The following is a 21,477-nucleotide window of genomic DNA, read 5'->3' on the forward strand; positions in this document are numbered from 1 at the left end:
CCACGGGGCGCACCGGTGACCGCCGCCTCCCCGGGCGCCGGTACCGGCCAGGTCCGGGCGGAGCCGGGCGCGAACACCTCCGGCGAGACCGTGACCAGTTCCTCCAGCAGGTCCGGCAGGCCGGTGTGCCGGGCGAGTGTCCGCCAGGCCGTGGGGCCGGCACCGGTACGCGCGAGCGCCTCGTCCCGGGCTGTGCGGGGCGTGTGGTTCAGGACGTCCGGGAGTGTCCCGTCGGTCCGCGCCGGCAGCGATTGCAGGGCGTTCTCGGCCGAGGTCCGGGTGTAGTTCTCCCGGATCACCTGCCGGTGGATCTCCAGGAACGGGTGCCCGGCAGGCGCGATCAGCACCGCGTCGGACGGCTGTCCCTCGTGACGCGCCACCCCGAAGGAGTGTGCGGAGTCGGCGACCCGACGCAGCTCGGCGGTCAGGTCGGCTGTGACCGCTGTGCCCTGGTCCCGGTAGACGCCGCCGAACCGGTCGAGGACTTCCAGGCGCAGGATGGCGGCAGCAGCCGTGTACGCGGCCCCGGTACTCCGAGCGGTCTCCGCCCGGTAGACGCCGTCCAGCGCCATGGGCGAGGTCCGGGAGAAGACCTCGTCGACATTGACCAGCCGGACCCGTGCGGCACGGGCCCAGTGGAGCATGTCCAGCACCTGGGTCCGCCGGTCACCCGTCTCCCCGTCCTGCTCCGGCTGCTTCGCTCCGGCCTCCGCGTCGTCGAACTCGGCGCGGGTCACATCGGTCCACAGGACGACGGTGACGTCGGGCCGACCGGTTGCCAGGCGCTCCAGGTTCCAGCGGAACTCGCCGGTGGCGCCCTCCGCGGTGAGTGGTCCGCCCAGCCAGATCGTGTGCGCGAGCTTCGGGATGTCCCCTCGTTGCGAGGCGACCACCGTGCGTGCGTCGCTCGGCAGCGCGGACGGCCGCAGTTCGGCACGGGCCGGGGCCGGGCGGGTCAGGTCCACGGCCGTGAAGAACGCCGCGCGCTGCGCGGAGCCGAGCCGGGTGAAGTCGTAGTCGCGCAGGAACGGCGGTGCGGGGGGCGCCTGTCGCTGGCCGTAGACGTCAGGACCGAGGATCCGGGCCATCGCGGTCCCGGAGGGGTCGTCACCCAGTCCGTGGCCGCGGCGGGTGTCGAAGCCGGCCGCGAGCCGGTGCTGCAACGCGCGGACCCGTGGTGCCGGTTCCCGCCCCTCGGCCACGGGTGTCCGCCCGCTCTCCTCACCGAGGGCGGTGGCACTCGGCCACATGCCGCCCCGCACGGTGGTCTGGGCCGACCGGATGCCCGGGTACTGCGCGGCCAGTTGGTCGGCCAGTGCCTGTGCCCGTGCCTCGTCCCGTGTCGCGGCGAGCTTGTCCACGACGCGCAGCAGCGCCAGCTCCTGCACCTCGCGCAACTCCTGGACGGCCTGCTCGCGGCCGATGAGGACAGCGGGCTGCAGCATGCCCGCCGCGGCGGTCCGCAGGGTCCGGTAGCGCTCGGCGCCGAGCTGCGACGCGATCCGCCACGTCGTCTGCCGCAGGAACTCCTGTGCTGCGACGCGGGCGGGTTCCGCTTCGAAGGCGCCCTGCTGCGGCACGTCCGTGACGTCGCCGAGCGCTTCTTCCAGGTCGAACGGGAGGAACGCGTCCGCGTCGTTCAGGAACAGGTCCGGCACCAGCGGCGCCTGGCCCGCCGGGTCCTCCAGCACCTCACCGTCAGCGTGCAGCGCGTCCGGGAACGACGGGAACAAGGCGTCGACGTCGTTGAGCGACGGCCCGGCACCCCACCACGACGCCCCACCGCCCTCGAACGCCCCGTCCAGGAGCGGTGGGAACAACGCGTCGGCGTCGTTCGCCGACGGCCCGGCACCCCACCACGAATCCCCACCGTCCCCGGTCACCTCCTCCGGCAACGACGGGAACGGGGGGAACAACGCCTCTGCGTCGTTCACCGACGGCCCGGCACCCCACCACGCCTGACCCGTCAGGCCCTCCGGCGCCATCTCGTCCCCGGGCGGGGCAGGGTCCTGGGGCGCTGTCGACCCAGTCGCATCCGGGACGTCCGCGTCAACGGTGCCGCCCGGCTCAGGGGGGTGCTGGATGTGCCGGGCGGGCCGGTGGCCGGGGTCGCGCCGTGTCCCGACCGACCGGAGGATCTGTCGGCCCCAGACGGGGCCGAAGACTTCGGTGAACCTTCCCAGGTACGGGCGGATCACGTTGTCCGAGACAAGGCCGAGTGCGTCGATCCAGTGAGCCAGATCCACCACGAGGCGCGAGTCCGGGACCTGGACGGCGCGGAGCGCCTGTTCGGGCCAGGGCGCGCTGACGTCCTGCCCCGTCAGCAATGCCTGCGCCACGTCGAGCATGAACGCGGTGCCCCAACGCATGCCGATCGATTCCCACCAGTCCACCGTGCTCTGCTTGAGCGTCGCCATGGCCTGCGCACTGCGCAGCGCACGCAGGTAGAGGTACAGGGCCTTGTCGTCGGTGGGACGCACCTCAAGGTGCCCGTACGCCTCGTAGTACAGCTGCGCCTCGTCCCGCCGCGGCAGCGCTTCACCCCAAGCGGTGTTGTCGCTCATCTGCTTGCTCCCGATGACCGGGTTCGCAAGCCAGCTCCGCATCGTGACGTGGTAGTCGTACCGGAGTCGCTCGAGCTGTTCTTCGCTCAGCGTCACTCCGGCCTCCCTCCGCAGCCATTCGGCGACGGTGCCGAGCGTCACCCGCTCCTTCTCCTGCCACGCGGCGTCGAACAGAGCGGTCCGCAGGCTGGACGGGACGTGGCCGGGGCCGAGCCGTGGCGCGGCGTCCTCCAGATGGACGGCTCCGTGCCACGGCCGGTCGTCATACGGCCGCGGTCGCAGCGTGGTGCCGGCCTGCCTGGTCGCGTTCGGCGACGGGCCGGTGGTTTGCTGCGGCTGCGGGACGCCCGCCCGGGTGTGCCCGTGGACGACCGCATCCCCCCACACCGGTCCGAACGCCTCCACCACAGCCGCCTCGTCGGCGTCCGTCAGCGGCGTCCTGGCCGTGACGGTGCGGACCCACCGGGCGAGGTTGAACGGGACCTGATGACGGGGCAGCGGCAGTGCCTCGATCTCACTGTCGTCCGGAACGGCCGTGAGGTCGCCCCCGTGACCGGCGACGAACACCCGGGCCGCGGCGATCGCGTCCGAGGTCCGCCACCGCAGCCCCAGCCTCTCCCAGGCATCGACCACCACCGGAGACAGCAGCTGCCGCCGGCCGCGCACGTCATCGAGCGCGACACTCAGGTCGGCCGTTCCCTCCGGCGTCTGCACCAGAGTGTCGAACGGCACCTCCAGATGCCCGTTGATGCGCTGATAGACGGTCGCCGCACGGTACGCCCAGTCGTTCCGCAGCTCCTCCGGCACGTCTCCCGCCCCGGCCTCCGTCTCCTCGGCCCACGGCGCGGGAAGCCAGGCCTCACCGATCAGCTTCCGTACGTGCAAGATCGCTCTGGGCGCGGCATGTCTCAGCGTCTCGCGCCAGAGCGCGAGATCGACGGTGACCGGGGACGACGGGTGCGCCCTGACCGAGCGGATCTCCGCGTCCGGCGGCGGGGCGTTCAGCACGTGCGGGTCCGCGACGCCGGTGGCGTTGCGGACAGCGATCAGCATGGATTCCGTCGACCAGCGCATTCCGATCGACTCCCACCAGTGCACGAGGGACTGCGGGGTCTTCTCGAACGTGTCCGTGGTACGCAGTGCGCGATTGAGGTATTGCGTGAGCTTCTGCAGCCGTTCTTCGCTCCGCAGGCTCGCGGGTGTTTCCAGATGCCCGTGCGTCCGGTAGAAGTCCCATGCGGTCGCGATGTGCTCGGTGTGGTAACCGTTGCGGCCGAAGCGATGCGCGGGAACGGGGAAGTGCTGACGGTATTCGTGATGCAGCGAGGCGACCTGGGCGCGTCCCAGTCTCACGCCCCACCTGCGGACGACGTGATCGGCCACCGCCCCGTAGGTCAGGACGCGCTCGGGGCGGACAACGGACTCCTGCACCTCCAGCCAGTACGACAGCAGGCCCTTGCGGGCGTCGTCGAGCCCGGAATCGGGGTGTCCCTGCGCCGGGACGGCGTCCGGCTCGGTGAACCACGGACGCGACCGCCACAGCTGGTCCGCCCGCTGTCGCGCCACCTCGGCCTCGACGCCGGTTGCCGCCCCGTGCGTCGCCGTCTGCGGCAGGGAGTCTTCCGCGTTGTGGGAGGGACCGGGCTGGGCAGGGTCCTGTTGCGGCTCGGGCGTGATGTCCGCCAGCCAGGTGTCGACGCCCTCGAAGTCCGCTTCCCTGGCAGGGGGCCAGCTCCGGAGGAGGCCGGCCGGGCCGGAGCCGCCGTCCTGACCGCCGGCGAAGGACGCGTAGATGTCCCGCAGGAAGGGCTCGGTGTCCCAGGTCACCTGAGAGGACCCAGCGTCCGCAGCCCCGTCTTCCCGGGACGCCTCCTGGGTGAACCAGTCCACCAGGGCGTCGTACGGGTGCGTCGCGTCGGGCACCTCCCCGGCCGCCCGAGACGGCCCCGCCTGTTCCGGGACACCATCCGTCTGCATCCCGTCAGCGGGCGGGACAGGCTGCTGCGGGGCCGTCCGCTCCGGCATCTCCGGGACGTCCACGTCCATGGCATCGACCGGCTCGGCGGGGGCCTCGGCCTGCCGGCCGACGCCACGGTCGAAGGCGCGGCGCCGGGTTCCGATCGATGCGATGATCTGGCGCCCCCAGGCGCGGCCGAACAGCTCCTCCATCTGGTTGCGCTGCCTGTAGGTCACCGCGTTGCGCGGGATGCGGGAAAGCGTGCTGATCCAGTGAGCCACGTCCACCACGACGCCGGTGCCGGGCATGGGGACCGAGCGGATGTCCTCCACAGTGAGCGGTGCGTCGGAGTTCCTCTGGCTCACGTACGCGGCCATGGCCCGGAGCACGTCGGAGGCGTTCCAGCGGATCCCGACCGATTCCCACCAGTCGATCGTGCTCTGTTCCAGCGTCCCTTCGGCCAATCGGCGACGGAGGTTCTCCAGGTAGTCCTGCAGCCCACGTCGCCAGTTCCTGAGCGGCTCGAGGTGTCCGAACTCGGCGTAGAACCGTTGCGCCTCGTCCCTCCGGTTCACCGCCACGCCGCTGGTGCGAAGGCCGGGCGGGATCGGATCGCCGAGACGGGACCGTTCCACGGCCAGGTACTCCTGACGCAGGGGCTCGAGCTGCTGCTCGTCCAGCGTGAGTCCCGCGTGCTGCTCCAGCCAGTCGGCGACAACGCCGAACGTCACCCTGGTCCGCTGTTGCCGCAGGAAGGTGAACAGGTCTGTACGCGTGCTCCGTGGCATGGCGGAAAGGCCGAGCCATGGCACGGCGTCCTCAGGACGTACCGCGGCGTGCCACAACCGCTGACGCCACGGTCGCTGTTCGGCAGCGTGCGCGTCCCCCATGGCGGAGTTCGCGGACGGTCCGGCCAGGCCGGACACCCCCGACGGGCCGGTGGTTTGCTGCGGCTGCGGGACGCCCGCCCGGGTGTGCCCGTGGACGACCGCATCCCCCCACACCGGTCCGAACGCCTCCACCACAGCCGCCTCGTCGGCGTCCGTCAGCGGCGTCCTGGCCGTGACGGTGCGGACCCACCGGGCGAGGTTGAACGGGACCTGATGACGGGGCAGCGGCAGTGCCTCGATCTCACTGTCGTCCGGAACGGCCGTGAGGTCGCCCCCGTGACCGGCGACGAACACCCGGGCCGCGGCGATCGCGTCCGAGGTCCGCCACCGCAGCCCCAGCCTCTCCCAGGCATCGACCACCACCGGAGACAGCAGCTGCCGCCGGCCGCGCACGTCATCGAGCGCGACACTCAGGTCGGCCGTTCCCTCCGGCGTCTGCACCAGAGTGTCGAACGGCACCTCCAGATGCCCGTTGATGCGCTGATAGACGGTCGCCGCACGGTACGCCCAGTCGTTCCGCAGCTCCTCCGGCACGTCTCCCGCCCCGGCCTCCGTCTCCTCGGCCCACGGCGCGGGAAGCCAGGCCTCACCCAGCTTTCGCTGCACCACCCCCCTGGTCTTGGGGTCCGTGTGTCTGAGCGTCTCGCGCCAGTGCGCGAGGTCGACGGTGACAGAGGACGACGCGTCCACCCTCAGCGAGCGGATCTCCGCGTCCGGCGGCGGGGCCCCCGTCGACCGTGCCCTGATGACCTGGCGGGCGAGGGTCGTCATGGCTTCCGTCGACCAGCGCATGCCGATCGACTCCCACCAGTCGACCAGAGCCTGCGGGAGCTTGGTCAGCTTCGCCCGGTCCCGGAACCGGGCCAGGTACATGCTCAGGTCCGCCTGGCGGCTGTCCGTGGTCGCCCTGGACGGCTCCAGGTGTTGGTGCCTGCGGTAGAAGTCCCAGGCGTGCACGAGGTAGTCGGGATGAAGGCCGAGGCGTTCCGCCGTGCGCGCCGACGGCTCGGCGGCGTCCTGCCGGTAGGCGCGGTGCAGCGTGTGGACCTGGTCCCGCCGCAGCCTGACGCCCCACCTGTTGACGACGTGGTCGGCCACGGACCCGAACGTCAGCACGGTCCCGGCCAGGTTGCGCTCCTCGCGCTCCGACAGCCAGACGCTGAGTTCCGCCACCTGACTGGCATTCAGTCCGTGGCCTCCCTGTGCCGACTGCGGAACGTCGTCCGCCGCGGAGATCCACGGCCGCGACCGCCACGCCTGGTCCGCCCGCTGTCGCGCCGCCTCCGCCACGGACCACGGCACGGCGGCCGTGTCCTGAGCGGGGTGCATACCGCCGCGCAGGCCCTGATGGGTCGACCTGATACCCGGTGTCTCGGCCGCCAGCCGGTCCGCCAGGTCCCGGGCCTGCGCCAGGGCACTGCTCCCTGGAGTGTCGGGGAAGTCGCCGAGTGTCTCGGCGATCCGCAGCAGCGCCCGGTGCTGGGCCTGCCGCAGAGCGACGTCCTCGGGGTCCTGGCCGATCACCGGCGCCGGTCGCAGCAGCGCGACCGCGCGGTCCCACCGGGCGCGGCCCGTGCCGTCGGCAAGGGTCCGCTCCAGTTCCTCCTCGGCTCGGACCGTCACCGCTTCGCCGTCCCGGCCGGTGGGTCCGTCGGCGTCGCGGAGGCGTTCGGCGGCCAGGGCGCCGGTGAAGTAGTCGGCGTGGGCCGCTTCGTGGTCGGCCCACGAGGAGGAGAGCGGCTGCGGAGCCCAGAGGCGTTCGTAGGCGGCGAGGAAGTCGTCCCGGAAGCCGGCTGCCAGCTCGGCCACCCGGTCCTCGTACGCCGCGCGGTCTCCGCGGAGCCCCTCGAAGGAACGGGCCGCGCCGCGCAGGGCCGCGCCGACACCCGACTCGAAGGCGAAGTGCGCGGGCAGCGTCCCCGCCTCGGCGGCCAGGACCGCGTCCCAGCGGCGCAGTACACCGGCCAGTTCGTCGCGGGCGACGGGGCCGTCGGTGAACAGCGCGTCAAAGGCGGCCAGCAGGCGTTCGTCCAGGCCGGCCCGGGCCCTGGCGGTCTCGGCCTCCGACAGTGCCTCGGCACCGTGGGCCGCGCGCCACCGGTCGAGCTGGTCCGCGAAGAGCCGGTCCGCGACGGTGGTCACGTCACCGCGGGCGTGCCGCAGGGTGAGCCAGGTGTGCAGCCGCTCGGGGTCGGTCAGCTCGGCGTAGGCGGTGCGCCACCGTTCCAGCCGTTCCTGCGCGGTCCCGGGCGCTGTCGTGGTGGCGTCCCCGGTGCCGAAGACCCGTTCGAAGCGGGCGTTGACGCCGGCGGCCACCGTGACGTCCAGCAGGCCGCGCAGCATCGGACGGACCTGGGTGAAGTCCACCGCGAAGCGGTCGAGGAAGGTGGCGCCGATCTCCGGTCCGGACTCGGCCCACGCCGTCGCGGCGTCCGCGACGGCCTGCTGGGACCGCAGGATCTCCGCTTCCCGGGCCGCCTGGACCGCCAGCCGGGCGGGCAGCGACCGCAGCAGGTCGCGCAGCCCTTCGAGCCACTGGCTGGGCAGCGGTCCCCCGTCGGTGACGAGACCGGCCACTCCGGCCGCGGTGGGGAAGAGCTGCTCGAACCGCTGCCTCAGCGTGTCGCGGGCCTCGGACAGCACCCGGAGCCGGCCGGGCGCGGACACGGTGGCGTTCTCCGCGCCGAGGGCCGCCAGCAGCTCCCGCTCCTCGGGGCCGAGCCGGTCGTGGAAGGACTCCGCGAGTTCCTCGAACGCGCTGTCCAGCCGGGCGAGCTGCCCGTGCAGCAGGGCGTGCCGGTCGAACTCGGCCGCCAGGGAGGCGACCAGCTCGCGCAGCCGGCCGCCGGCCTCCCGTACCGCGCCGTCCAGGCCGGCACGGGCATCGACGCCGGCGAGCGTCTCGCGCAGCGCCTGCTCCCAGCGGTCGCGGAAGCCGGCCGCGGCCTCTTCACGGACCGTGGTGGCCAGCTCGGCGGTCAGCTCGAACGGCGTCCGCGTACCGTCGTCGAGGCGGTGCCGCCAGGCCTCCGTGAGGCGCTGCCCCCAGAGCTGGAAGGCCCGGTCGAAGGCGGCGTCCCCGCGGTCGAGCGCCACGTGACGGACCGCCGCCAGCGAGAACGCGTCGCGCAGTTCCTCCGGCAGCGGGCGCCGGTCCGCCACGGTGACCTCGGTGATGCGGCCGTGGTCCGCCAGGACGCTGTCCCGTACCTCGGTGAGCTGTTCCTCGGACAGCGGCGGGGCCCCGTCCCGCGACCACTGGGCGAACGTCTCGTCGAAGACCCCGCTGCCGGTGTCCCCGGCGGTCTCCGCCCGTGGCCCGTCGCCGGTCACGTCGGCCGCGTCCGCCCGGGAGCCGTCGGCGTCGGCCAGCAGCTCCGCGTAGTACTGGTGCAGTTCCCGCTGGGCCGCCTGCCACGCGGGGACACGCCAGTCCCGCGCGTCGGCGTACGAGGGGGCCGGTACGGTCTCCGCCACCCGCGCGGACTCCCCGGCCGGGCCGTCCGCGGTGTCCGTCTCGACCTGGTGGACGTACGCCTCGCGCAGTGCGCCGATGTGGCGGCGTGTCCACTCGGCGGTCGCCGCGTGCGTCATGCGGACCGAATCGCCGGGCAGGTCGCTCAGCCCGCGCGCGAAGTCCTCCTCGGCGCGGTGCCGCGCTTCGGCGACCTCGTGCAGGGCCGCGGCCTGCTCACCGAAGCGGGCCAGGGCCTCGGCCCGTGCCCGGGAAGCGAGGCCGTCCAAGCGCCCGGACAGGGGCTCGACGAGGGCCCGGCGCTGCTGTTCGTACCAGGTGGTGAGCTCGCTGCTCCAGTTCCGGTCGGCCGTGAAGCGGGCGGTGTACTCGGCCAGGCGCCGGTTCTCCGCGACCGCCTCGGGCGCCCGCCGCTGCTGGTGGAGCGCGGCCTCGCGGGTGTCCCGAGCCATCCGGTCCAGCCGCTGTGCGCGCTCCTCGGCGTCCTGGATCGCCGTCACCGCGGACCACTCGGCGGCATGGCTCTCCCGCAGGGCCGCCAACTGCCGCTCGTACCACCGCTGTACGGGGGCAGTCCACTGGGCCCGGCCCTCGGTCAGGTCGGTCTGACGGCCGTCCGGGCCGGTGGTGCGCAGCGCGGCGTCGAAGGCCGCCCGCGCCTGCCGGTCCTGGAGCCAGGCGTGGTAGGCGTCGGTGTACCGCTGCCGGAACTGCTCCGTCAGTGTCTCCGCGGGCCGCTCGACGGACGGGCCGGCCTCCTCGAACTCCTGGACCACCGCCGCGGCCTGCGCCGAGGCGGCGAAGGCCGCGCCGTCGCGGCCGGGCAGGGCGGTGGCGATGTCCCGCTCGAAGATCTCACGCGCCCGTGCGCGGGCCGCCAGGTCGTCGCGTACCGAGGCGAGCTGCCCGGTGAGGTCGTCGAGGGCTGCCGTGCGGGCGGGGGTCAGCTCGGCCGGCCCGGAGGCGGTGCGGTCCGCGGCCCAGGCGTCGGCGAACGCCTCGCGAACGGCCGCGACCCGGTCCACCGCCTGCGGTGAGCGCAGCGCCGGGAAGTCGGCGAGCCGGCTCTCGAACGCGCCGTACGCCTGGTCGCGGGTGCGCACGGCGGCCGGCAGGCCGGCCACCGTGTCCGCCGTCGGCACGGCCGCGCGCGGGCCGTCCGTGCGCGGGCCGTCCGTGCGCGTCGCCGCGGTGTCCGGGGCGCCGGCCGTGGCCGTACGGTCCTCCCGGGCCACGGTCTGCTGGAGCTGGACCTGTTGGTCGCCTTCCGCGCGCGGGAGCGGGCCCGCGCCGTCGGCGCGGCCCGCCGCCTCGAGCGGGGTGCGGCTGATCTGGAGGCTCGCCAGGTCCAGCGTCCAGGCCGGTTCACGCTGCCAGGCCGCGTACGCCTCGTCCTGCTGCCTGGTCCGGCCGGCGAGGGTGTCCCAGCGCTGCCGTGCCTCCTCGGTCAGGGCGGCGCGCACCGCTGCCGCGCCGTCCGGTGCGGTGGTGCGCGCGGCGGCGTCCCACTCACGGGAGAACCACGACCGCAGCTCCGACAGGTCGCGCTGGTACTCCGCCAGCACCCGCGCCGACCGGACCTCGGCGGGCCCGATCTCCGCGCGCGCGGCGAGGTCGTCCAGCGCGGCGCCCTTGCCCAGGACGCCCTGGAAGTTTGCGGCCACCTGCTGGCGCCAGGCGAGGTTCTCCTGCCGGCCCTGCTCCCGTGCGAGGGCGGCATCCGCGTCGGCGCGGGCCCGGGCGGCGGCGTCGAACGGGGCCTGGAGTGCGTCGCGCAGCGTCTCCCACTCCGAGCGGACCGTACTGCCGAAGGTGTCGCCGTTCTCGCGCTCGTGCCGCATCCAGTTGGTCAGGTCCCGCGCGGGCGGGCCGTAGATGTCGTGGTAGCCGCGCATCCAGTCGGTGCGGAAGTCGCCGGACAGCCGGTCGAAGGTCTCCTCGTCGACCGTGTAGTTGCGCCTGGCGCGCTCGGTCAGGAGGCTGCGGTCCGCGGTGAGGTCGTGGAACCGCTCGCCGCCTTCGAGCAGCGTGCGTTCCGTGGCGCGCTCGAACTCCAGCCGCGCCGGCACCGAGCGTTCCGCGTCCGGCAGGTACTCCCGGACGAACACGTCCTCGCCCGCGGCCACCCGGTCCGGGCCCCAGGTGCCGTCTTCGGCGCGGCCCGCCAGCCGGCCGAATTCCCGCCGGATGTCCTCGCGCAGGCCCTGCTGGGCCCGCTCCGCAAGCGGTCCCTCGGCCCGCGCCCGCTGGAACAGCAGGTCCGCCTGAGTGAGCGCGCGGTCGAGGCCGACCTGGTACTCCAGCCGGGTGGGCAGGTCGGCGACGAGGCGCTCGTGCGCCTGGCGCATCCGGTCGCCGTACGCCTCCCATTCCTGTGCGGACAGCTCCCGGGGCGAGCGGCCGGCCAGGAACGCGTCGCCCTCGGCGGCGAGATCGGCGCGGTGGCCGGCGACCACCGCGTCCATGTCGACGGTCGCGGCCTCCACCGGGTCGCGCCCGGTTGACCCGGACCACTGGGCGCGGGCGGTCTCGGCCTCGTCGACGGCGCGGAGCCGCAGTTCCTCCTCGGCGGCCCCGGCGCGCAGCCGGGCCTGCCACCGTTCGGCCAGGTCGTTCAGCCGGGGTTCGAAGGCGCTCCGCAGGTCCAGCCACTCGTCCCAGGCGATACGGCGGACGGCGCGGCCGTCGCCGGGCAGCGTGCGGGTCAGCTCGTCGAACTCGGCACGGAAGTCGGCGCGGGCCCGGTCGAGCCAGGACCCGGCGGTCTGCCCCCTCCCGTCGGCGGGCGGGTCCCCGGCGTCACCGGTCCGAGCCGCGACGGCGACGGCGCCGTCACCGTCGGTGGTCGCGTCGGTGCCGGTGCTGTCGGCGAGCGGATCGGCCGGGCGGGCGCCGATCGCGGTGTCGGCCGCGTCGGTGGCGGGGAGGTCCGCGTCGGCCGCGCGGGAGACGGTGAGGTCGACGTCGGCCGCCCGGGCGGCGCGGACGAAGATGTCGTCGGCCGCAGCCTCCAGCTCCAGCCGGGTGCGCAGCCCCTGGGTCAGCTCCCGCATGCCGGTGTCGAACCCGGTGTGCAACCGCGACCAGTCCACCGGAACGCGCTCACCCTCCGCGCCCCGCAGGCCGCTCGCGACCCGGTGGACCTCGGCGGCGGCGTCCGCGGTGAACGCCTCCCGGGCCCGGGTCACGACGTGCTCGGGCAGCGACGGCCAGTCCGCCCCGAAGGTGTCGCGCAGCGCCTCGTCGGCCCGCGCGGCCGGGGGGCGGGCCCGCACGGCGGCGTCCAGCGACTCCGGGTCACCGGCGCGCAGGGCCGGGAGGTCCGCGCCGGACAGGGCGTCGAAGGACTCCTCGGCCACGCGCCGGGCCAGCCGCGTGGCGGCGGTGATCTCGACGTCGTCCGGCAGTCCGTCGACCAGCTCCGCGAAGCGCAGGGCGAACTCGGAGCGGGCGATGTCGCCCCGGCGGTACTCCTCGAAATCGGCCTTCCAGCGGTCGTCGAACCAGCTCTTGACCTGCTGCTGCCACTCCTGACGCACCAGTTCCGCACGGGCGCGCGCCTGGGCCAGCGTGTTCTCGTCCGCGCCGGGCGGTACGTCCTGGAAGACGTCGGCGTCGGGCCTGCGGTGGACGGGATCAGGGTTCTCCAGGTGGGCGGCGAAGGCGGCTTCCACCCGCTGGTCGGCCTCGCGCTGCTGCCAGTACCGGTCCTGCTCCGTCTCGAAACGGGTGCGGTACTCCCCCACCACCCGGGTCTGCTCGATACGCCACCGCGCCGCCTGCTCGGGGTCCTCACCGCGGAAGACGTAGGGCTCCGGGCGTGAGGCGTCCGCAGCCGGTCCGCCGTCCGGGACGGTGGTGGCGGGGTCGTCGGGACCGGGGGCGGGCGGTTCTCCGCCGTCGTCCGCGCGGACGGGCGGGGCCGTGCCGGCGTCGGTGGCGGGTTCCGTCTCCGCGGGGCGCGCGGGCAGCTGGTCCTGCCCGGTCGGGCCGGTACCGTTCTCCGTCGCCGTCTGACCGGGCGCGCGATGCGCGGGAGCCGTGGCCTCGTCGGCCGCGCCCCGGCCCTGCCCTGCCTCACGGGGCGGGCGGGCCTCGGTACGGGCCCCGGCCGCAGTGGTCGGCCGGGCGGACGCGGACGCGTCCCGCGGGGCGCCCGGCTCGCCGGTACCGCGCGCCGTCGTACCGCTCCCGGAAGCTGTGGAACCCGACGGCGTCTCGCCACGGACGGGCGCGGCGGCGGCATCAGTGGGAGCGCTCGGCCTCACGGTGTGCGGCGCCTCGCGGCCGGTGCCGGTGGTTCCCGCGCCGTCCGGGCGTCCGGCCGTGGTCCCGGGCTGCGACACCTCCGTGCGCAGGCCGGAGGGATTCACGCCGCCCGTCTCACCGGTACGGGCGCCGACGGTGCCCGCGTCGGTACGCGCCGCCCCGCTGCCTGCACCACCGGTCGTGGTGCCAGGCGGAGTGCTCGGCGCGGTGGTCTCCGGGCGTGCGAGCGGTGTCTGGACACCGACGGCGGCTTCCGTACGAGCGGCTGCCGCCTGGGTTCCGGAGTCGTCGGGGCGTACGGCGGGTGTCTCCGCGCCCGCCGTGGCGGAGGGTCCCTCGGGCTGCCCGGCCTGCGGGGCCGGCCCGGTGCGGTCCGATGTGCTCTGCGACGGGCTCGCGGTGTCGGAGTGCGCGACGGGCGTCGCCGGCCCGCCGGACAAGGCCGGTCCCGCCGGGGTGGTTCCGGCGCCCACGGCGGGTTCCGCCGCGGTGCCGGCCTGGTCGGTGCGGCCCGCCTCGGCGTCCGGTGCGGTGGCCCGTCCAGGGGCTGTCGCCGGGGCGCTGTCGCCCGCACCCGCCGCCGTCTCGGGGCCGGCCGTCCGGGCAGGCGACACGGCGTCCGCGGTCCCGGCCGGCGCGGAAGCGGATTCGGTGGTCCCGGTGGCCGAGCCCTCGGCCGGGCTCTCGGTCAGGGTGCGGCCGGTCACCGCCGGACCGTTGTCCGCGAGGTCCCGGCCGGTCATCGCCGGACCGCTGTCGGCGGCATCCCGGCCGGCCGACGCGACGGGTCCCGCTTCCGCGGTCCCGCCCGCGGTACCCGTACCGCCCCCGGACGTCCCCGTGGTGGGCGCAGGTGTGCCCGCGCTCTCGCCGGTGGCGGGTTCGGCCCCGCGGACCGGTGAGGTCTCGGCGAAGCCGGGGAGCGCCGCGGCGGTCGGCCGTTCACCGGACGTCGAGGCTCCGTCGGCCGCGACGGCCGGATCCGTGACGCGCACGGGCTCACCCGCCCGCGAACCGGAGGACGTACCCGCCGTGCCGGACTCCCCGGCACCCGACCCGGTCGCAACACCCGCCGTGCCGGACTCCCCGACACGCGCAGTCACCGCACCAGCCGTGCCGGACTCCCCGGCACGCGCAGTCGCCGCACCCGCCGTGCCGGACTCCCCGACACGCGCAGTCACCGCACCCGCCGTGCCGGACTCCCCGGCACCCGACCCGGTCGCAACACCCGCCGCGCTGGACTCCCCGACACGCGCAGTCGCCGTACCAGCCGTGCCGGACTCCCCGGCACGCGCAGTCACCGTACCCGCCGTGCCGGACTCCCCGGCACGCGCAGTCGCCGTACCAGCCGTGCCGGACTCCCCGACACGCGCACCCGACCCCGAACCCGCCGTGCCGGGCTCGCCCGCGGCCGAACTCGCCGTAGCGGTACCGGTTCTGCCGCCGGTCGCGACAGCCGGCCCGCCGGTGCCCTCCGGCACTCGGGTCACGGTGTCGGGCACACCCACGCCGGTCCCGTCCGGTACGGAGGCAACGGGTTCGGACGCGTTGGCCGAGCCCCTTGTCCCCGTACCGGTCGAGCCTGTGGATGCGGTGCCGGGCGCCACCACGGGATCGATCCCGAGCGCGCTCTTGTCACCACCGGAGCCCCCGAACGACGGGTCGTCGGGCAGTGACTTGACGATGTCCGCCACGTCGGGGACCGGGTCCGTCTCCTGCTTGCGGTTGCCCCCGCCCCCGGGGCTGCTGAGCATCGCGCCCGCCGCGCCCGCGAGGAACGCCAGGCCCAGGTTCTGGTCGGCGTCGAGCGCGGCGTTGGCTCCGGCACCGCCGACCACACCGGCGGCGCCACCCAGCGCGGCGCGGCCGAGGGCCGAATCGGCGAAGCGCGGCGCGATCTGACGGCCGATACCGGAGAACGCGCCGAACGCGGCGCCTCCGATGGCGCCGCCGACGGCCATGTCCCTGATGGCGTTGGGGTCGAGCCGCTTGCGGTGGCCCTCCAGGATCTCGATGAACTGGAGCAGGGTCTCCAGGCCGGTCATCATGGCCGTGCCCGCGGCCGCCGAGATCAGCAGGCGCCGCAGGATCGCCATGATCACCTGCCGGACGCCGGTGATGAGTGCCGGCGCCGCGGCCAGCCCGAACAGCGAGTTGGCCAGGAAGGCCAGCTCGACCAGCATCCAGGCGAGCATGGCTTCGACCAGCCGGACCGCGTGTTCCACCTGGAGCGCGAAGTCGTCGCTCATGACCTGCAGGTTCTCGGCGGCCCGTGCCAGCGCGGGCAGGGTGCTGTTGAGTGACCGCATGTACGTACCGAAGGCCTCGGCCGGGTCGCCGTTGACGTTGCCCTGGACGCTGGCGTTGACGGCGTTGATCTCGCCCACCATGCCCTCGAACTGCCGGGCCAGGGCACCCCAGATCTCCCCCTGTCGGCGCAACAGGTCGGGGTCGGCTTCCGGCAGCTCCGTGCCGGTGATGTACGCCGCCCACCGAAGGGGTTCCGGTACTTGGCTCACCCTCGGCGTCCTCCGCCGCCGCCCTGGCCGCCGGTACCACCCATACGGGAGTTGAGGCGCGACGACGCATCGCGGGCGCCGGCCTCCGCGGTGTCGAAGACGCGGACCATGTCCTTCAGGCCGTCCCCGGCGTCCAGCAGCAGCTTGCTCACGCCTTCGCCGCCGTCCAGCACACCGTCGGCAGAGGGCTTGTACCCCGCGGCGAACTGGGCGCCGAACTTGTCATTGCCCCAAGGGGTGGGCATGGCACTGAGCTGCGCCGCCGCGCCCTTGACGGGCAGGAGAACACCCTCGGCGACCCGGCGCAGCATGTCGGTGGCGGCCTTCAGGCCGTCGGTGTCGACGATCAGGTTCTCCTGCACGGGTCACTCCTCGGTCAGTGGGTACGGGCGGTACGGGTGGTCGTTCGGGCTCCGGAGGCCCCACCGCAGGGCGCGTAAGGGCATACGGTGGGGCGTCACTTGTGCGTGATCTTCGGACCTTCTCCGACGTGCCGGGCGATGCGTCCCTGTTCGACGTACTCCCGGACGCCCTCCGGCATGGCCGGTTCCTGCGGGAACAGCTCGCCCACGTTCGCCGTGCCCCGGACCAGGTGTTCCGCGTCCAGTCCCTCGGGCAGGTGCGGCGCCATGATCTCGGTGAGGGCGGCGGTGGCCTTGGCGCGCGCCTCCTGGATGGTGGACATCACCATGTCGGCCAGTTCCTTCGGAGTCATCCGACGGTAGGCGCCGGTGGGGAACTCCAAAGCGGTGACCTCGCCCTGCGGGCCGACGGTGACCTTCATGGCCCCCGACTTGGCGGTGGCGGTGCCGGTCACCTCGCGCATGCGCCGCTGCAGGTCGCCGATCTGGGCGAGTTGCGACTGATAGGTCGCCCGCAGTTCCTCGATCTCCTCGTCGAACGGCGTGGACACGCGCTCACTCCTCTTACAGCCTTGCGTTCTCACCGGAGCACTCCGGCGGTGCGGACGGCTGGAGCCGCGGCACCCGGCTCAGGGAACACGAGGAGGAGAGCGCCGGGAAACCACGGCCCCCCACCCGTGCCCGCGCGGACGCAAGAAGTGTCCGAACAGACGCGCGCCCCGTCGGAGCCGAGAACGCCGTGAGTTGGTGCACGACTCCTGCCCCTTGGGGCTCTGTCGGACCGGAACAGGTGTCGGCCGCCCTAGGCTCTGCCACCGGTGCGGCGTGGCCGCGCTCCCCCCAGCCGTCGTCTGGAGCCCCCACATCATGGCTGCCCACCGTGTTCTTGTCCGTACCGGCTCTGCGAGGCCGCCCCTCGGATCACGGCGCGCCCGGGAGGGCACCGGACACCGCCGTCCACCGGCCCCCGCAGGGCTGTTGCCGACACCTCCGGACGACCACGAGAAGTACGCGTACGTCGTGCGCCACACCTGGCTGCTCACCAGCATGTCGTTCATCGGGTTCGCGTGTGTCGTCTACAGCCAGCTCGACTCGGCCCGGCACGGTCCGTGGATCTGGTTCTTCGTCCCCGTCCTGCTGGTCTCCGCGGTCGGATTCCTCATCTCGCTGAGGCTGGACCTCTTCACGCGCGACTTCGACCTGCGGGCGCACCGCGCGACGGTGGCCTCCTGGAAGCCGTCGCAGTATCCGTCGGTCGATGTCTTCCTGCCGGTGTGCGGGGAGCCGCTCGAAGTGCTGCACAACACCTGGGCTCACCTCCAGCGGCTGGCGTACTCTTACCGCGGAACTGTCACGGCATACGTCCTGGACGATTCCGACAGCCCCGAGGTCGCCGCCATGGCGGACGACTTCGGCTTCCGGTACCTGGTCCGGCCCAACCAGGGCTGGTTCAAGAAGGCCGGCAACCTGCGGCACGGTTTCGCGCACTCCGACGGCGAGTTCATCCTGATCCTGGACGCCGACTTCGTCCCGCGCACCGACCTGCTCGACGAGCTGTTGCCGTACATGGACGCCGACCCCGACATCGGCATCGTGCAGTCCCCGCAGTACTTCCGCGTCCTGGGCCAGCAGAACTGGATCGAACGGGGGGCCGGCGCGGTGCAGGAGCTGTTCTACCGCTCCGTGCAGGTGTCCCGGCAGCGCAGCGACGGTTCGATCTGCGTGGGCTCCTGCGCCGTGTACCGGCGCACGGCGCTGGCCGAGATCGGCGGCACCAGCCTGATCGAGCACTCCGAGGACATGCACACGGGCTTCGACCTGCGGGCCCGCGGCTGGGGCCTGCAGTACGTCCCGCTGGCGCTCGCCACCGGGCTGTGCCCGGACACCGTGGGCGCCTACTACAACCAGCAGTACCGCTGGTGCATGGCGTCCATGAGCATGCTGGGCAGCGTCGAGAACTTCTGGCGGGTGCGGATGCGGTTCGCCAGCCGCCTGTGCTACCTGTCCGGGTTCGTCTACTACATCGAGACGGCGCTGCTGGTCTTCACCGGCCCGCTGATCGTCTCCGTGCTGCTGCTGTTCTTCCCGGAGCAGGTGAAGGCCACCGACATGTGGCTGCTGCTGCCCGGCCTGCTGTACCTGGTGGTCGTGTACCCGCTGTGGCACCGCAGCCCGTACCGGCTGGAGGCGTGGGCGGCGCGGGTTCTCTACAGCTGGTCGCACGTCTTCGCCATCTGGGACGTACTGCGCCGCCGGGCCATGGGCTGGCAGCCCACCGGTTCCGGAGGGGCGCGCCGCAACAACACCCGCCGGCTGTGGATCGGCATCTGGGCCTGGACCGTGCCCGTCACGGCACTGTGGGTGGGTGCGGCGCTGTGGCGGATGACCACGATGGTGCCCGAGGACTTCGCCCTCCCGCTCGCCTCCGGGCTCTTCTACGCGGTGGCCGTCCTGCGGGTGGTCGTTCTGCCGCGTCCCGAGGAGTCCGGGGACGAGGACGCCTCCGCGTCCCTCTTCCTCCCGGCGGGGCGGGTGCCGGTATGAGCGTCGTCGCCCGCCGGAAGGTGCTCGCCTGGGCGTTGGCCGCCCCCGTGGTGGCGGGATGCGCCCCGAGCCTTACCGCGCCGATCGGTGCGGGAGGGGAGGGTGCCACGAAGCGTACGGCGCCGTACGTGCCGTTCGACGTGACGTGGATGATCCGGCCCCAGCACGACCGGAAGTACCTCGGGGTGTCCTTCCCCGGGGCGCCGGTGGCGTCACCCGGCCTGGACGCGTGGATCGGGAAGGCCGGCAAAGCCCCCAACCTGCTGTCCTACCGCCTGACGTGGGGCACCGACTTCCCGGTGGAGGACACCCGGGCCGTCTGGCAACGCGTCATGCTGCCGTTCGTCGTCTGGGAGCCCTCGACGTCCACGCTCCGTGAGATCGCCGAGGGACGGGACGACGACTACGTCCGGCGCACCGCGGCGGCCGTCCGCGACCTCAACGTGCCGATCGCCCTCAGCTTCGGCCACGAGATGAACGGCGACTGGTTCCCGTGGGGCACCCGCGCCGCGACGCCCGAGGAGTTCGTCGGCGCCTGGCGGCACGTGCACGACCTGTTCCAGGACACCGGGGTGTCCAACGTCATCTGGGTCTGGAGCCCGTCCGTGGTCGATCCCACGCCGCCGGTGCCACTCAAGCCGTACTACCCCGGGGACGCCTACGTCGACTGGCTCGGGCTCGTCGGTTACTACACCAGCACCGGACCGCACACGTACCGCACCCTGTTCGCGCCGACGGTGAAGGAGATCAGGGCGTTCTCCAGGGCTCCCGTGCTCCTCGCCGAGACGGCGTCGGCGGCCGGTGCCCGCAAGCCGGCCGACATCGCGGACCTGCTGCGGGCCGTGACCGGCCGGCGTGACGTCGTCGGCTTCGTCTGGTTCGACACCGCCGCCCAGGCCGACTGGCGGATCGACAGCAGTGCCGAGGCCCTGACGGCCTTCCGTCGCGTGGCCCGGGACACCCGGTTCGGCTTCGACGTGAGGCGCCCATGACCACCGCCCCCACGGACCGGTACTCCGTCGGCGCCGCCGGGTCCTACGACCCGGAGACCACGCTGCGCCTGCGGGTTCCGCCCACCCGTCTGCACGAGTTCGCGCCGGGATACGCCTTCGACGAGATCACCCGGGCGGACTGGGCGCTGGGCCGGGTACCCGACAACGGCTGGTCCGCGGCGCCCAGCCGGCGCCGCACCTGGGTGAGCCGGGCCCTGCTGGCCTGTCTGCTGCTGGCCCAGGCAGCCCTGTCCCTCCGGCTGCACAACAGCGCCTTCGAGGACGAGGCGCTGTACGTCTACGCCGGGCACGCCATGATCGATCACCTCTTCCACGGTGCTCCCGACTACGGCGGCTTCGACACCTACTTCTCCGGTTCCCCCGCCCTGTACCCCGTCCTGGCGGCGTGGGTGGACTCCGTGGCGGGGCTGACCGGCGTGCGGCTGATGAGCCTGGCCTTCATGCTCGGTTCCACCGCGCTGCTCTACTCCCTCACCCGCATGCTCTTCAACGAGCGCACCGCGCTCTGTGCCGCGGGTGTCTTCGCCGTCTGCCAGTCGACGCTGTTCCTGGGCAACTTCGCCACGTACGATGCCGCGGCGCTGTTCCTCCTGGCCTGGACTTCGTGGCTCCTCGTCCGGATCGCGTCCGGCCATTGGGCCCTGGCGCTCACCGCCTCGCTGGTGGCCGCTCTGGCGGTCGCGGTGAAGTACGCGTCGGCGCTCTACCTCCCGACCGCGGCCCTGCTGCTGTTCCTGGTCGCGTACCGGCGGTCGGACCGCCGCCAGGCCCTGCTGCGTGGTGCGGTGTTCACCGCGGGCGTGACCGTGCTGCTCGGGATCGGCGTGCTCAGCACCGACTACCTGCAGGCCATCCGGAGCACGACCACCGACCGGGCGCACGGCACCACGTCGTTCCTCGACATGGCCTGGGACTGCGCCAAATGGGGCGGCCTGCTGTTCGCTCTGGCCTGTCTCGGCACCGTGCTCTACACGCGCCGCGACCGCCTCGGGGAGATCCGCGGCCGAACGGCGGAGGGACCGGGAGCCCGCTGGCGGCTGGCCCTGGGCGCCGTCCTCACCGGGACGGCGCTGCTCGCGCCCGCCTACCAGATCCACCTGCAGACCGAGATCTCCCTGCACAAGCACATCGGCTACGGCCTGCTGTTCGCCGCGCCGATGGCGGGCGTCGGTGTCACCCGCCTGATGGGGGCGCACTTCAGGTTCCCCCAGGCGGCCATCGCGGTCGGGGTCCTGGCCCTCACCCTCGGCATGTCGCAGTCGGCGCAGAACTACGGTGTCTGGCCGAACACGCAGTACCTGATACCGGAGTTGGCGAAGAACGTGCGGCCGGGGCAGAAGTGGCTCGGCCAGCCGCACGAGGGCCCCGTCTACTACCTCAGCGACATGCGCCTCACCGACTACACCCTGTGGACGTCGATCTACTACATCGACTACACGGGACGCAAGGGGCAGCGGCTGAGCGGACCCGACGGCTACCGGGCGGCGATCCAGGACGGCTGGTTCGACGGGGTCGTGCTCGACTGGTCCGACCAGCCCGGTGACGTCCAGAGCCTGATCCGCGGCGAGATGCGCAGCAGCGGCCGGTACCGCATGGCCAGCGCCCTGACCTACCGCACGTCGGTGGGCACCGGCCACTTCGAGATCTGGCTGCGCCTGCCCGGACCGCACCGCTCCTGACTCGGGACCGAAGGGCGGGACCGGCCCGCACCGGCGGAACGGCCGAACCGTGCCCATGAGGGCGCTATCGCTGCCCGAAGGAACGCCGACAGAGCTCACGGGGGCCTGTATTCATATCATCGGCCTGTATGTCGTGACCGGAAGCAGGGCCCGGCGCGAACGGGCGGATTCCAGTACGACGACGGAGATGCCGCGCATGAATCGC

At 73.5% G+C, this 21,477-nt stretch carries 6 protein-coding genes (1 of these 6 running past the window's edge); 3 read left to right on the plus strand and 3 right to left on the minus strand.

The genetic code is table 11. The features are described from left to right. The 3 genes from IE260_RS34210 to IE260_RS34220 form a co-directional block, all read right to left on the minus strand. Window positions 1-15,674: the beginning of a hypothetical protein gene (locus IE260_RS34210; RefSeq protein WP_189879056.1), read on the minus strand. The gene continues 43,120 nt to the left of window position 1, outside the view; only the first 15,674 of its 58,794 coding nucleotides appear in the window; the start codon lies at window positions 15,672-15,674; the stop codon falls past the left edge of the window. Next, entirely contained in the window at window positions 15,671-16,036 is a 366-nt protein-coding gene (locus IE260_RS34215; RefSeq protein WP_189879058.1) for a hypothetical protein, read from the minus strand. Before IE260_RS34215 ends, IE260_RS34210 begins: the two co-directional genes overlap by 4 nt. 95 nt (window positions 16,037-16,131) lie before the next feature. Beyond that, window positions 16,132-16,587 carry a YbaB/EbfC family nucleoid-associated protein gene (locus tag IE260_RS34220; RefSeq protein ID WP_189879060.1) on the minus strand — a complete coding sequence of 152 codons (456 nt, stop codon included), beginning with the start codon at window positions 16,585-16,587 and terminating at the stop codon, window positions 16,132-16,134. 496 nt (window positions 16,588-17,083) lie between these two features. Between IE260_RS34220 and IE260_RS34225 the strand changes: the two genes are divergently transcribed. The 3 genes from IE260_RS34225 to IE260_RS34235 are packed head-to-tail and all read left to right on the plus strand — an operon-like array spanning window position 17,084 to window position 21,272. Further along, window positions 17,084-18,580 carry a glycosyltransferase family 2 protein gene (locus IE260_RS34225; RefSeq protein ID WP_229881586.1) on the plus strand — a complete coding sequence of 499 codons (1,497 nt, stop codon included), beginning with the start codon at window positions 17,084-17,086 and terminating at the stop codon, window positions 18,578-18,580. Next, a complete protein-coding gene (locus tag IE260_RS34230) occupies window positions 18,577-19,572 on the plus strand; it encodes a glycoside hydrolase family 26 protein (RefSeq protein ID WP_189879064.1) in 996 nt (331 codons plus the stop codon). Before IE260_RS34225 ends, IE260_RS34230 begins: the two co-directional genes overlap by 4 nt. Next, a complete protein-coding gene (locus tag IE260_RS34235) occupies window positions 19,569-21,272 on the plus strand; it encodes an ArnT family glycosyltransferase (protein WP_189879066.1) in 1,704 nt (567 codons plus the stop codon). The genes IE260_RS34230 and IE260_RS34235 overlap by 4 nt, the downstream gene beginning before the upstream one ends. Window positions 21,273-21,477 lie beyond the last annotated feature (205 nt).

It is taken from the genome of Streptomyces viridiviolaceus (genome assembly GCF_014650995.1).
Classification (GTDB): Bacteria; Actinomycetota; Actinomycetes; order Streptomycetales; family Streptomycetaceae; genus Streptomyces; species Streptomyces viridiviolaceus.

Bases quoted from the DNA above. Each gene is read 5' to 3' on its own strand.
- IE260_RS34235 (WP_189879066.1), top strand. From the start codon at position 19,569: ATGACCACCGCCCCCACGGACCGGTACTCCGTCGGCGCCGCCGGGTCC.
- IE260_RS34230 (WP_189879064.1), top strand. From the start codon at position 18,577: ATGAGCGTCGTCGCCCGCCGGAAGGTGCTCGCCTGGGCGTTGGCCGCC.
- IE260_RS34225 (WP_229881586.1), top strand. From the start codon at position 17,084: ATGTCGTTCATCGGGTTCGCGTGTGTCGTCTACAGCCAGCTCGACTCG.